Here is a 13,366-nt window from a genome sequence, read left to right as displayed (position 1 = left end):
AAATACTTGCTTACTACGTTCTTGTATTGACCTCATCACTCTTTTTTGTGATCTCTTCAAGCTGTAAAGCATCGCCGTAGCATTTTTCATCTTGTACGAGGTTGAGCTTGAGCGTCGGCGTCATCGGCCTCGTGACGGTTATTATCGGGGCCATCGCATTGTTGCGTGGCCCGGCCTTCGGCTTCGTCGCGTTCGTGCCTTTGACCTTGCTCGGGGCGGCCGGCGCCGTCCTGCTCGGCGGATCGGGCACGATCCAGCCCGGACATCTCATGCTAGGCCTCTTGGCCGCCTCATGCTGGGGTCGCCTCGATTGGTCCGCGGCCCGGCGTGACCTCGCTTTTCCGCGGGCCGGCTTCTGGCTTGCCGCCTTTACGGTCCTGGCCGTGTGTGGCGCCGCGATTCTGCCGCGGCTTCTCGCTCAGGAGACGTTCATCAACGCGATCGGCACGACCGAATATGGCCCGTCCGTGCTGCTAGTGCCGCTCGGTCCCACCTCCGGCAACGTCACACAATCCATCTATATCGTTGCGGACCTCGTCTGCTTCGTTCTGTGCTCGGCCTTCGCCGGACGCCCGGACGGCTTTCGCCTGCTGGCCCGCGTGATGCTCGTCTATTGCGGGCTCAACATCGCTTTCGCGGCGCTGGATCTGGTGACCTTCTGGACCAATACGAGCTATCTGCTCGATCCGATACGCAACGCCGACTATCAGCTTCACGTTGAAACACTCGTGACCGGCTTGAAGCGGATCGTCGGGTCTTTCACCGAAACCTCTTCCTTCTCCTATGCGACGCTCGGCGCTCTCGGTTATGCCGCCGAACTTTGGCTAGCCGGCATCCGGCCGCGCCTGTCTGGGCCGATTGCGCTCGTCTCGTTCCTGCTTCTCGTGCTTTCGACCTCCACCACGGCCTATGTGGCAACACCCGTTCTCGTGGCCGTCCTCTATGTACGCACGCTGATACGCGCCGCGCACCGGCGCTCGCCCGGAACCGCCTATGCGTTCGTGCTCTTGGCGCCCCTTTTTCTCATCGCCGTGACGGCCTGCATCCTGCTCACGCCGCGAGCCATGGCGGCGGTCTCGGACACACTTTCGGTATTGCTGTTCGATAAAGCTTCGAGCCAATCCGGCATCGAGCGAGCCCAATGGAACGTGACCGCGTGGCAAAACTTCCTTGACACGGGAGGGATAGGCACGGGGCTCGGCAGCGTTCGGGCGTCGAGTTTTCCAATTGCTCTCTTGGCCAACACCGGCGCGCCCGGTTTCGCGCTCCTGATGGTCTTCCTCGCCTATGTCCTCATCGGCGTCCGAACAGCCCCGATGGGCAGTTCGGCGACGGCAGTTCGCGATGCAAGTCGCATGGCGTGCCTTGGTCTCTTCCTCGGCGCCTCGGTATCGGGCGCCATGGTCGATCTCGGCCTGCCCTTCTTCATTTTCGCCGCCTTGGCCTGTCGCAGGCCGGCACCGGTCGACGCTCGCCGCTTTGCACCTTCATTTCCGAGCGTAACGGGGTTCCGGCGGTCATTCGGCCTTCCACTTCCGGCCGCCGCGCGCGAAGGGACCCCCTAGCTGCCATGCTATTGAAAGATCTTCCATGAGCCGCTTCGTGCGCAACTCGTTGTTCGGCACGCTCGCAGGGATCAGCACCACGCTCGGCAATTTTCTGTCGAGCCTCGTCATCTCACGCTTGCTGGGCGTCGATCACGCCGGAAGCGTCGCTTTCGCGATCTGGCTGGTCTGGCTCGGAACCACATTCATCAATGTCGGACTGCCTTTCACACTGGCGCGCTATCTCCCGGAGGTGATCGCACGAGACGGTCTCGCCGAAGCTCGGCGCCTCGCTGCCGGATTACTCCGACCCTTCGCGGCCTGGACCGCCCTGCCGACCTTCGCGTTTGCCAGCTATGCGCTTTGGCTCTTGGGGACACATGCCGGCAACGAATCGTCCCCACTGGCAGATCCGGTCATTTGCGTGCTGATCGGGATCAATTGCACGACACAGGCTCTCGGAGATTTCGCACGGAGCGTATTGCGCGGCACGCACGAATTCGGGCGCGTGGCAAGGCTGACCAGCAGTTCAGCCTGCTTGCAGATCGGAGGCCTGGCACTCGGGAGCTTTCTGTTTGGCCCGCGCGGCGCGGTCGCGGCCTATGTCGTGGCAAGCCTGCTGCCCTTGATGGTGTTGGCCGAACTCCCGGCGCCTCAAGGGCACCTGCGCGGGGATGTGACACAGCGGATCATCCGCTACACCCGATATCGCTGGGCCTCGGACCTGCTCGGGTTTTTGGTGTGGTCTCGGATCGAGATCCTGTTCTTGCAACTCACTTGGGGTGTCGCCTCGATCGGCCTCTTCTCTGTCGGTCTCACGCTCGCCAACCTCGCGGTGCAAGGGCCGCTGATGTTGACCTGGGCCTTGTTGCCGCAATTCGCCGAGCAGCACGGCCGTCAGGACCGGGAGAGCATGCGAAACCTGTACGGCACCGGGACCCGGCTTCTCGCCTTCCTGATCTTTCCGGCCTGTTTCGGCCTTGCCGCCGTGCTTCCGACGCTTCTTCCACTCCTTTACGGCCAAGCTTTCGTGGGTGCGATCCCGGCCGCCCAGATCCTGATCTGCGCTGCATCGATCTCGGCCGTCTCGGCCGTGGGTTCGAACCTCGTCTGGGCACTGGAACGCAGCGATGTCGATTTCTACGCAAGCCTGGTCGGAGCCTCGCTGGCGGTGGTTGGCGGCCTGCTTCTCATCGCCCCCTTCGGCGAAATCGGGGCGGCCTTCTCCCGCGGCATCACCCAGGCCGCAGCGGTCGGGATCTCGTCGTGGTTCCTGGCGTCCCGACTCGGGTTTGCGGTGCCGATCGGCTCACTTTTGAGGCTGTTGGGTGCGGCCCTGCTGTGCGGTGCCGCCGCGAAGTTGGGACTGGCGGCCCACGATGGTGTCTTGGGGCTCGCGATCGCCATTCCGGCCGGAGCCATCGTGTATCTAGCAGCCGTAAGAATGTCGTCGGCCCTATTGCCGGAAGATATAGAGCGCCTCCGAACGGCCGTGCGGGCTTTGCCGCTCCCCCTCGCCCGAACCGCGGGGCCTCTGGCCCACATCATCCTCGGATGAGTTGACCCAAGCAACGACGGTTATGGAGTAATCATGGATGTAACCCCAGGCCGCGTCGCATAGGTGCAATGATCGCCTGGAATCGCTTCGGTTCTGGGGGATACCACAACCTCGGCCGATGGCCGAGGCGTCAACCGGCTAGCTGGCCTGAGCGGCTCATGCTGAGAGATGACACCACCAGCCCAAGCGGAGCTCGCTCAGGCAGGGAGGCGGCTAACAGGGAATCGACGATTATCGACCCCACCGCCGTCTGCCACAGCCAAAGTCCGTTGGCTTGCCCTACGAAGCTCGGCTCGCCTCCAAGCGGACCGTGCGGCCTGAAGCCGGCCGCAAGCCCGATGCCGAATAGATTAGCGATCGGATGGCCCTCCGCGTTACAGATCCGACACCGATCGTCCACGAGAGGCTCTTTGCCGAGGCGACCCCGCAGCAGGATATCGTCGCCATCGGCATCATAAAGAGCCAGCGCACGGGGTCGGTATCCCAGGGCCGCGATGACGACATCTGCGGAAGCCAACACACGATGGCTCTCTGCAGACGTGCTGTGATCCAGCCGATGCAGAACGACACGCTGCTCCGGCGGCCGTCCACCGAGGCCAAGAATGCCCATCAAAAGATCGCGGGAGTCCAGGCGAAGTCCAGCCAGACGGAACACGAAGCCGCTGAGCGAACAGACGTCCTCCGGTCCGAAATCCGTGTAGCCGTCGGCCAGGGCCGCATCCGCTGACGGATAGAAGACCCGTAAGGGACGCCGGTGCAATATGGTGATGCTGCCGGGGGTGCTCGTCGCCTCCGGGCAGGCTCGCAGCAGGAGTCCCGCAGCCGCAAGCGCGCTCGTACTGCCTCCCGCGATCGCCACCTGGGGTCGCGGAGATTGTGCGAGCCTGTGTCGGATGAGCGCCAGACCGGACGGTTGCAAGGCATCGTCGGAGAGGAGAAGTGTCTGTTCGTAGGTTGGCCATAGGGGCAGACCCGCAACCTTCTCGCTGCGCAAACGCTCAAGGCTTTGCTCTCCGCCGGTCGCGAGCAGGAGCGTGTCAGCCGTGATGTCATATTCCAGACCGCTGTCGAGCTGGCGAAGTGTGACCGTCCAAGCGCCATCCCGACCTTGTCGCGCCTGGAGAGCTTCATGCCGCGTCAACACGCTGCCGCCTGTATCGAGAATGGCTTCAGCCAGGACGGTACCGATCTCGGACATCAGCGCTGCGGCCTGTGCCAAAGGCACGGCGCCTCGGCCCGCTTTGGCAAGGTCGAGACAGAGTTGCGTCGAAAGCAAGCGCTCGAGGCGCTTGTCGGCATGTCCCGTGACGGCCGTCAGAAATGTCTCGGCCGTGCTGTCGGAGGTGATGGCGTAACGGCCAAGGCGGCCCGCGCCGATTGCATCTGTCGACTCGATGATCGCAAGACCGCCCGCAAGCAACTTGTCGAGGCGGCCGTCCCGCGAGGCCGACACGAGCGGCGCAAGCCCAGCGGGGCCGCTTCCAACAATGATCGTTCGAAAATGAGCCTGCTTACCGGTCACGCTCGAAAACCCTGGACGGCATCGGCTCCGAGGATCTCGGCGCAAATGCCTCGCACGATCTGACACACGGTCGCGACGTCATCGGCTGTCATGAAGTCCGATATCGGAAGAGACATGATGCGCGCGCAAAGAGCTTCGGTGACGGGAAGCGGTTCCGCCGCACAGCGCGTTCGGAAGTAGGGCTGCTCAAAGATATGCGGGGTAAAATATTGACCCGTCCCGACGCCGGCTGAGGACAAAGCCGTGCGAATGCGATCACGCGCCGAGATCAGATCCGCCGGCAGCAACATCGGCATGAACTGATAAGCAATCCGCCGCCCTTCGGTGCGCTGCGCTGTCCAACCGGGCAGCTCCTGGAGGTACGTTTCGGCCAGAGCCGTGCGGTGCGCGATCTGCGCTTCAAAATCAGCAAGTTTTACCAGAGCCGACAAGGCCGCGACCTCGCTGACCTTGCTGTTCAGCCCAGGCAGCGTCGCCGACCGGTCTGCCCCGAACCCGAAATTACCCATCCGGCGGAGCAGCGCGATTGTCTCGGCGTCGGAGCTGTAAACAAGACCGGCTTCGCCCACCCCGAACGCTTTCGTCGCATGCATCGAATAGATGATCGTGTGTCGCGACCCGGTGCCAAAACCCATTCCGCGTGCATCGACACTGCCGAGCGAGGCGGCCGCGTCGATCACGACCGGCACGTCGTAGCGGTCCGAAAGCCGATCGTAGCGATCCAGATCGAGGCAGGTCCCGAAGGTCGCATAGGGCATGATCGCCGCGATTTCATCGCCATGGGCCGCGAGAAGCCGCTCTTCCTGAGCACGATCCGCAGTCCAGCTCTCCGGCTCAATGTCGACGAGAAGCGGCTTGAGCCCGGCCCAGAGAACTGCATGCGCCGCTGCCGCGAATGTGAAGGAGGGCATCAGCACATAAGGGCCCTTACGGCTGCGCTCCGAGGCAAGCTTGAGCCCGATCATCAGCCCGATCGTCGCATTGCAAACCGTCAGGCATTCGCCGACACCGGCGAAAAGCTTTTCGACCAGGCGATGCTCAAGTCGGTCGTTGACCGGCCCATAGTTCGACAACCAGCAGGAGTCTTCGATCGCCGCCAAATCATCCACATAGGCGCTCAGCCGGGGCGCGTTTGGGCGGGTGAGCGGGAACAAAGGAGCAGCGAGTTTGGGAGGGGCCTGAACCTGCGATGTTGCGACCGGTATGGCGGCATGCATGGCAATACACCCTTGCTCAACTCAGAATAACGACTCTCAAGTATTTAGAGAGCGTAATTCGCTTTGAACGTGCAATGCAAGGTTGTTAACGAAATTTTTACAATTTTAGAGAGAATTAAATTCAAGTGGAATTGAATTGGGCTTAGGCGATTGAGGACGTCAAGGGCGCGTTTTTTTCTTGCCGGTTTCCGCCGCTACGCTTTTTCGCAAAGCGTCCATGATATCGATGACGTTGGTGGCAGCCGGGGCCTCTCCCTTCTTCCGCTTGGCAGCGGGACGTCCCGCTTTTTCTTTGGCCGCGATAAGGTCCTGTAGATTTCCCTGAACGGGGTCGGTCAGCATCGCGGGGTCCCAAGGTTTGGTGCGCGTATCGATCAAGCGCTTGACCATCGCCAGGGTCTTGCCGTCCTCCTCACGCGATTTGACCGGCTTTGGGCCCTCGCGAACTTCGTCGCCGAATCTGAGCGTCCAGAGCACGATGCCTCGATCGCGCGGATCAAGCAGCACGGCACGCTCCCGCCGGTAGAGCACAAGCCGGGCGATCCCGACCGTCCCGCTCGCCGTCATCGCCTCGCGGATCACCGAAAAGGCCTCCTCTCCGACTTGGTCGGCCGGGGCCAGATAATGCGGCGTATCGTACCAGACCCAACCGATGGAATTTTTTGGCACGAAGGTCTGGATGTCGATCGTCCGGGCGCTGTCCAGGGCGACCGCCGCAAGATCTTCATCCTCGATCACCACGTAGTCGCCCTCGCCACGCTGGTAGCCCCGCGCTTCGTCTTCGGGGTCTACAGGGCGCCCCGTGATGGCGTCCACATAGCGGCTTTCGACGCGGTGACCCGTCTTTCGATTGAGGGTGTGAAAGCGAACGCGTTCGCTCTCTGTCGTCGCGGGGGCCATCGTCACCGCACAGGTCACGAGCGAAAGCTTGAGATAGCCTTTCCAAAACGAACGTGAAGCCATGTGAAGTCCTGCGCAGCGGCACGAGGCCAATGCGAACCATGTGGATCAGTTCCCATCCGCCCGGCAGCATTTTCGCGCGCATGATTGCATTCGACGGACGGCATGCTAGGGACGTCCCGTAAGGCGACGTGGCCCGTGCAGTCACACATTCCGAAGGCATATGCTACGAACATGTCAGAGCAGACCTGGGTGTTTGAACCACACTCCAAGATGCTCGCACTTGGTCAATTCTCGTGAAGTCCCTTCGCCTGCCACCGATGCCTAAGCCCCATCCCAGTCAGGATCGAGAGGCACGACTGCCTCGGGACGGCGCCATGCAGCCCGAGATCGCGCCCACGCGCATCGACTGGTCGAGAGCTTTCGGCCTAGCGGCGGCGGTCACGTTCTGTGTCTTGCTTCCGGTGGTGATGGTCGTGTCGAACAAATCGGCGCCGGTGCCGCTCGGCGTCGGGGCGCTGCTCGCAAATATCTCCGCGATCGTGGCAGGTCGCCGCGTTGAGCTGCTTCAACGTTACCGCAACGTGCTCTGGACCAAGTCGGGAGCTTTGCTGACAATCTTTTTGCTCTTGGCGGTCCTTTCGTTCACGTGGACCATCTCGGTGCCGATGACGGCGCGGGGATTGCGCGAGATGTTGCCCGAGGTCGTCTTCGGGTGGGCCGCTGCCGCCGCATGGCCAATAGTGGCGCGCCGTTCCGACCTGAAGCTGTTGGTTTTGGGGATTGTCCTCGCCGGGTCGCTGATTGCGTTCGAAGCCGCGACAAGGATGCCACTGCATCAACTTGTGAGAGTGCGTGCCCTCCCGTTCGACCTGAAGCGCAGCTCCATTCCACCTCTGCTTCTGCTTTGGCCAGCTTTTGCCTTATGTCATCGAGACAGGCAATTCTACCGCGCCGGAAGCCTCGTGGTCTTTGCCGAGGTCGGCGCGATCGTGTCTCACTCTTCGGCTTCGATCGTCGCGATTCTTCTCGGGGGTGCGGTCTACGCCCTGAGCTTCTATGCACCGCGCGTGACGCTGTGGGGCTATGCCGCGATCATGACGGTCGCCCTGCTCATCGCGCCCTGGACAGGGACATTCATGACGCATCTGCTGCCGCCGCGCGTCGAAATGCTGCTCGAAGAGCAGCATGCGAAGCAACGTGTCGCGATCTGGACGGCCTTCGAACAGCGGGTCCAAGAGCGTCCGTGGCTCGGGCATGGATTCGACGCGAGCTTCCGCGTCGCCGACGCGGCCGGCACTCCTGCCGGACGACCCGGAGAAGAGGTCATCCAGGGCATTCACCCTCACAATCAACTGCTACAGGTGTGGATCGACTTCGGCGCGGTGGGGGCCGTTGCGGTTTTGGCGATGATCGCTCACCTGTTCGCGAGCCTGCGGGGCCTGTCGCCGCGGGACCGGGCCCCGCGGCTGGCCTTTCTCGCCAGCGCGACCATGATGGGGCTTGTGGGGGTACAGGCCTGGGATCCATGGTGGCTCGCGACGATCGCGGTCACCTGGGTCATCTGCACGGTTCTCGGTCGCGAGGATCGGAGTGGCGAAGCGGCAAATCCGACGCCTCGGCCAGCGTAACACCGGCGTCCGCCCTCCCCACAACTTGGGTGGAAACCAAGCACCGGTCAGACCTTCTACGGGCCGACCGGCACGTTGTTAATCGAAGTCCTCGGTCAGGCCTGTACGCCTTCGACGTACCAATCCATCTTCTGCAGGTCGGCGTCTGCGATGGTTTGACCTGCCGCCACTTTGAGTTCGCCCTTCTGGTTCTTGATCGGGCCCGCGAACGGGTCGAGCGTGCCAGCAATGATGGCCGCTTTCACCTTGTCGGCCGCGGCCGCGGCTTCCGGCGTCACGGCAGGCCCATAGGGCGCCATGGCGACCGCGCCCTCCTTCATGCCGAGCCAAACACTCTGGGATTTCCAGGTTCCGTCGATGACGGCCTTGATCCGCTCGATATAGTAGGGGCCCCAATCGTCCATGTTGGACGTAACCTGTGCCTTCGGGCCGAAGTTCTGCATGTTGGAGGCTTCGCCCACCGCCATCACGCCACGCGCCTCCGCGGTCTGTACGACGGCCGGGCTGTCGGTGTGCTGGTTGATAAAGTCGGCGCCTTGATCGATCAGCGATTTCGCCGCATCAGCTTCCTTGCCGGGATCGAACCAGGCATTGACCCAGATGACCTTGGTCTGGAAGTTCGGATTGATCTTGCGGGCCGCGATCGTGAAGGCGTTGATGCCCATCACCACCTCGGGAATCGGCACGGAGCCGACGTAGCCCGCGACGCCCTTCTTGGAGAGAAGGCCGGCCAGCGTGCCCGCCACCGTGCGGCCCTGGTAGAACCGTGCATTGTATTCCGCGAAATTCGCCCCCGTCTTGTAGCCGGTGGCCTGCTCGAACTTGACTTTCGGAAACTGCTTCGCGACCCGTTCGGTCGGGTTCATGAAGCCGAACGACGTCGTGAAAACGATGTCGTTGACGCCGGCCAGTTGGCGGATGACACGCTCGGAATCGGGACCTTCGGCAACCTTCTCGACGAAGGACGTCTTCACTTTGTCGCCCAAAGCGGCTTCCACGGCCTTGCGCCCGAGATCGTGCTGATAGGACCATCCGAAGTCGCCAACCGGTCCGACATAGACCCATGCGGCCTTGACGGGTCCTGCCGCACGGGCCTCCTGGCCGACCGTCATCGCTGCTGCGGCCGTCGCGGAACCCACCAGAAACGTCCGGCGAGGGATCAGAATAGTCATATCGCTTCCTTCTCCAGGGGTCCGAGGCGACGCCCATCTTCCCTCGTCAAAGCATGATGCCGAGGCTTGGCCAAGCGCAGTTTTTTGGCATTGCTGCCTAAGAAACAGGCCGGAACGGCTTGCCAAGGCAGGCCGGCGCCGCGAGGCGGCTCCGCACAGAACCCGAGGACATCAGGGTCAGCACCACGATGGTGGCGAGATAAGGCAGCATCGTTAGAAACTGCGTGGGCACGAGCACGAAACCGCTGCCTTGCGCGTAGAGCTGCAGCACCGTAACGCCCCCGAACAGATAGGCCCCTGCCAGCACGCGCCACGGACGCCAGGCCGCGAAGACCACGAGCGCGAGCGCGATCCAACCCCGACCGGCCGTCATGCCTTCCACCCACATGGGCGTGTAGGCCAGTGATAGATACGCACCGCCCAGGCCCGCCATGGCGCCGCCGAACAGCACGGCATAGTAGCGGATGCGGATCACATCATGGCCGATGGAATGGGCCGACGTGTCCGATTCGCCGACGCCGCGCAGGATGAGGCCGCCACGGGTGTGGTTGAGAAACCAGCCGACGGCACCGGTCATCAATACCGAGAGATAGACGAGCGCGTCGTGGCTGAACAGGAGCGGGCCGATGACTGGCAAACTCGACAAGCCGGGGATGGCGAGCTTGGCCAAAGGGACGATCGGGTGGCCGACGAAATTCGCGCCCATGAGCGCGCTGAGTCCGAGGCCGAACAATGTCAGTGCGAGCCCCGTCGCCACTTGGTTGCTGGCGAGCGTCAAGACCAGCACGCCGAAGAGCGCCGACAAGACCGCACCCGCGGCAGCTCCGGCGAGCATGGCCAGGATCGGGCTGCCGGTGATGAACATGGCCGCGAAGGCGCAGATCGCACCGACCAGCATCATGCCCTCGACGCCGAGGTTCAATACGCCTGCGCGTTCCACCACGAGTTCGCCCGTGGCCGCGAGGAGCAGCGGCGTGGCCGCTGTGATCACGGAGACGAGAAGCGGAACCAGGATCGACAAATTCATGGAACCTCGGCTCGATAGGCCCTTCCCCGCTCACGCGGGAGAAGGAAAGTCTCCAGGTTACGCCGTAGCCTTCTGGGCCGGCGCAGGCTCGGACGTTGCGGCAGGCCGAACCAGCCGCACCCGGTAACGCACCAGGAAATCCGACGCCAAAAGAAAGAACAGCAACATGGCCTGCACGAGACCCGTCGCCGCATTGGGAAGGCCCATGTCGACCTGAGCCTGATCGGCTCCGATGTAGGACAGAGCCATGACGAGCCCGGCCAGCAGAATGCCCAACGGGTGCAGGCGTCCCAGGAAGGCCACGATGATGGCCGTGAACCCATATCCGGGCGTGATCTTGGGGATGAGTTGGCCGATGGGACCCGCCACTTCGAACAGGCCTGCCAGCCCGGCCAAGCCGCCGGTGGCCAGCAGCGTCAGCCACACGACCCGCGTCTGGCTGAAGCCGGCATAGCGGGCAGCCGCGGGCGCTAATCCGACTGTCCGTATCTCAAACCCGAGGATCGAGCGGGACATGACGACCCATGCCACTACGACGACGAGGAGGGACACCAGAACCCCGGCATGGACGCGCGTGCCGTCGAACAGCACCGGCAGGAGGGCCGAGTCCGAGAACATGCGCGATTGCGGAAAATTCATTCCTTCCGGATCCTTCCAGGGACCCAGCACCAGGTAGCTGAGGAATTGCTCGGCCACATAGGTGAGCATGAGGCTGACCAGGATCTCACTCACGCCGAACCGTGTCTTGAGAAAGGCCGGAACGGCCGCCCAGGCCATGCCGCCCGCGACCGCCGCGAGGGACATCAGTGGCAGAATCCACCAACCCTCCCGGCCATAGAACGCCAGGGCGACGCCGCCGCCCGCGATCGCGCCCATCATCAATTGTCCTTCGGCCCCGATATTCCAGACGTTGGCCCGGAAGCCAGCCGCGAGTCCGACACCAATCATCACCAGCGGTGAGGCTTTGAGGGCCAGCTCGGAGAGCCCCTGTACGTTGCCCAGCGGCGCGACGAAGAGGTCATACAGCGCGCGCAGCGGATCGTAGCCCATGATGGCGAAAAGGACGAATGCCGCGACGACCGTTCCGAGGACAGAAAGCGGAGGCGTCGCATATTGCAACGGCTTGGAGACCTGTCGACGAGGCTCAACTTTAAGGCGCATCCGCCATCTCCCGCTCGGGCGACGCGGCCTTCGCCACGTCGGCTTCGTGCATCCCGCCCATCAGCAACCCGAGTTCTTCCAACGAGACGCTGGCGGTCGGCCTCGCGGCCGACAACACGCCGACATTGATCACCGCGATGCGATCGCTGATGGCGAGCAGTTCGTCGAGATCCTGGCTGATGACGACGATGGCCGATCCTTCGCTCGTGAGTGACAGAAGAGCCGCGTGGATTGCGCTGGCGGCACCGGCATCGACGCCCCAGGTGGGCTGCGAAACGACCAGCACACCGGGCTTTTGCAGGATTTCCCGCCCGACGATGAATTTCTGCAGATTGCCGCCCGACAGGCTCGACGCCGCGGCCCCCGGCCCCGGCGTGCGGACGTCGAAACTCTTGATGATGCGGGTTGCGAAATCCAAAGCGCGACCAGCCCTGATCAGGCCGCCCGCCAGGAGCTTTTCGCGACGATGGCCGCTCAGCACGGCATTGTCGACGAGCGAGAATTCCGGGACGGCCGCGTGGCCGTTGCGCTCCTCCGGCACAGCACATAGGCCCAGCGCACGCCGACGCTCGGCCCCTAGGTGCCCGACCCGGGTGTTGTCGATCATGATGGTCCCGGGCGTTTCCACCGTCCGTTCGCCGCTGAGAGCCAGGAACAGCTCGTTCTGGCCGTTGCCCGCAACACCCGCAATCCCGAGGATCTCCCCTGCCCTGACGTCGAGCGAGATCCCGCGCAGGCCAATGCCATGCGGCGTATCGGCCGGCAGATCGAGACCGCCGACGACCAGCCGCGATGGACCGAGGGCCGTCGTGGCGCGGCGCGCGAGCGGTTTGATCTGAGCGCCCAGCATCAGCGACGCCATGCTGCTCGCCGTCTCGACCTTCGGGTCGCATCCGCCCACCACCCGGCCGCCGCGCAGAATCGTGGCCCGGTCGCATAGGGCTTTGATCTCGGCAAGCTTGTGGCTGATGTAGAGAATCGAGCAGCCCTCGGCGGCCAGCTTGCGCAAGGTTTCGAACAGCCTGCCGACTTCCTGCGGAGTCAGCACGGATGTCGGCTCGTCCATGATCAACAGCTTCGGTTCAAGCAGCAGGCACCGCACGATTTCGATGCGCTGACGCTCACCGACCGAGAGCGTATGGACGTCCCGCAGCGGATCGAGAGGCAGACCATAGGCGGCGCTGACGCCGCGGATGCGTTCGGCGAGCTTGCTGGGCTTTTCCGGAGAATCGAGACCGATCGCCACATTTTCGAGCACCGTCATGGCCTCGAACAGCGAGAAGTGCTGGAACACCATGCCGATCCCCAGCGCACGCGCAGCATGGGGATTGGGGATGATCATCGGTGTGCCGTTCCAGCGGACCTCGCCCTCGTCGGGCTGCAAGATGCCGTAGATGATCTTGACCAGGGTCGATTTGCCGGCGCCGTTCTCGCCGAGAAGCGCATGGATCTCGCCCGGGCGGATCGCGAGGCTGACATCGGCATTGGCGACCACCCCGGGAAACCGTTTGGTGATCCCGCGCAGGTCGAGCCGTTCATCCGTTCCGGCCGTGTGCCCTGCCGTCAACGTCGTTTGCGACAGATTCCCCTCCACGCGACTTTTCTCGATCGGCGCTCGGATCGGTCCAAGCGGA

At 63.2% G+C, this 13,366-nt stretch carries 10 protein-coding genes; 3 read left to right on the top strand and 7 right to left on the bottom strand.

The features are described from left to right. Positions 1-107: 107 nt before the first annotated feature. Positions 108-1,565, top strand: a complete 1,458-nt coding sequence (locus tag M8523_RS13530; RefSeq protein ID WP_282585405.1) for a hypothetical protein — start codon at positions 108-110, stop codon at positions 1,563-1,565. A gap of 25 nt (positions 1,566-1,590) precedes the next feature. After that, a complete protein-coding gene (locus tag M8523_RS13525) occupies positions 1,591-3,102 on the top strand; it encodes a lipopolysaccharide biosynthesis protein (protein ID WP_282585404.1) in 1,512 nt (503 codons plus the stop codon). A gap of 130 nt (positions 3,103-3,232) precedes the next feature. Here the strand turns inward: M8523_RS13525 and M8523_RS13520 are convergent, their stop codons facing one another. The 3 genes from M8523_RS13520 to ku form a co-directional block, all read right to left on the bottom strand. Beyond that, positions 3,233-4,624 carry a hypothetical protein gene (locus tag M8523_RS13520; protein WP_282585403.1) on the bottom strand — a complete coding sequence of 464 codons (1,392 nt, stop codon included), beginning with the start codon at positions 4,622-4,624 and terminating at the stop codon, positions 3,233-3,235. Then, positions 4,621-5,841: an aminotransferase class I/II-fold pyridoxal phosphate-dependent enzyme gene (locus M8523_RS13515; protein ID WP_282585402.1), complete on the bottom strand. Its 1,221-nt coding sequence runs from the start codon at positions 5,839-5,841 to the stop codon at positions 4,621-4,623. The genes M8523_RS13520 and M8523_RS13515 overlap by 4 nt, the downstream gene beginning before the upstream one ends. Positions 5,842-6,000: 159 nt before the next feature. Next, positions 6,001-6,804: a non-homologous end joining protein Ku gene (ku, locus tag M8523_RS13510; RefSeq protein WP_282585401.1), complete on the bottom strand. Its 804-nt coding sequence runs from the start codon at positions 6,802-6,804 to the stop codon at positions 6,001-6,003. A gap of 314 nt (positions 6,805-7,118) precedes the next feature. On the opposite strand from ku, the gene M8523_RS13505 reads away from it, so the two are divergent. Next, positions 7,119-8,372 carry an O-antigen ligase family protein gene (locus tag M8523_RS13505; protein ID WP_282585400.1) on the top strand — a complete coding sequence of 418 codons (1,254 nt, stop codon included), beginning with the start codon at positions 7,119-7,121 and terminating at the stop codon, positions 8,370-8,372. 95 nt (positions 8,373-8,467) lie between these two features. On the opposite strand, the gene M8523_RS13500 is transcribed toward M8523_RS13505, so the two are convergent. The 4 genes from M8523_RS13500 to M8523_RS13485 all read right to left on the bottom strand — a co-directional run bounded on the left by M8523_RS13500 (position 8,468) and on the right by M8523_RS13485 (position 13,326). After that, on the bottom strand, positions 8,468-9,544 hold the full coding sequence (locus tag M8523_RS13500) for a BMP family ABC transporter substrate-binding protein (RefSeq protein WP_282585399.1): 1,077 nt from the start codon (positions 9,542-9,544) through the stop codon (positions 8,468-8,470). Between the two features lie 97 nt (positions 9,545-9,641). Further along, positions 9,642-10,565, bottom strand: coding sequence for an ABC transporter permease (locus tag M8523_RS13495; protein ID WP_282585586.1), 924 nt, complete (start codon positions 10,563-10,565; stop codon positions 9,642-9,644). Between the two features lie 63 nt (positions 10,566-10,628). After that, positions 10,629-11,732 (bottom strand): ABC transporter permease, encoded by a 1,104-nt coding sequence (locus M8523_RS13490; RefSeq protein ID WP_282585398.1) that lies wholly within the window; start codon positions 11,730-11,732, stop codon positions 10,629-10,631. Continuing rightward, a complete protein-coding gene (locus M8523_RS13485; protein ID WP_428350488.1) occupies positions 11,722-13,326 on the bottom strand; it encodes an ABC transporter ATP-binding protein in 1,605 nt (534 codons plus the stop codon). Before M8523_RS13485 ends, M8523_RS13490 begins: the two co-directional genes overlap by 11 nt. Between the last annotated feature and the right edge of the window lie 40 nt (positions 13,327-13,366).

Origin of the sequence: Lichenifustis flavocetrariae (assembly GCF_026130545.1) — a bacterium.
GTDB classification, from domain to species: domain Bacteria; phylum Pseudomonadota; class Alphaproteobacteria; order Rhizobiales; family Beijerinckiaceae; genus Lichenihabitans; species Lichenihabitans flavocetrariae.
This window is presented reverse-complemented; position numbering and strand designations above follow the sequence as displayed.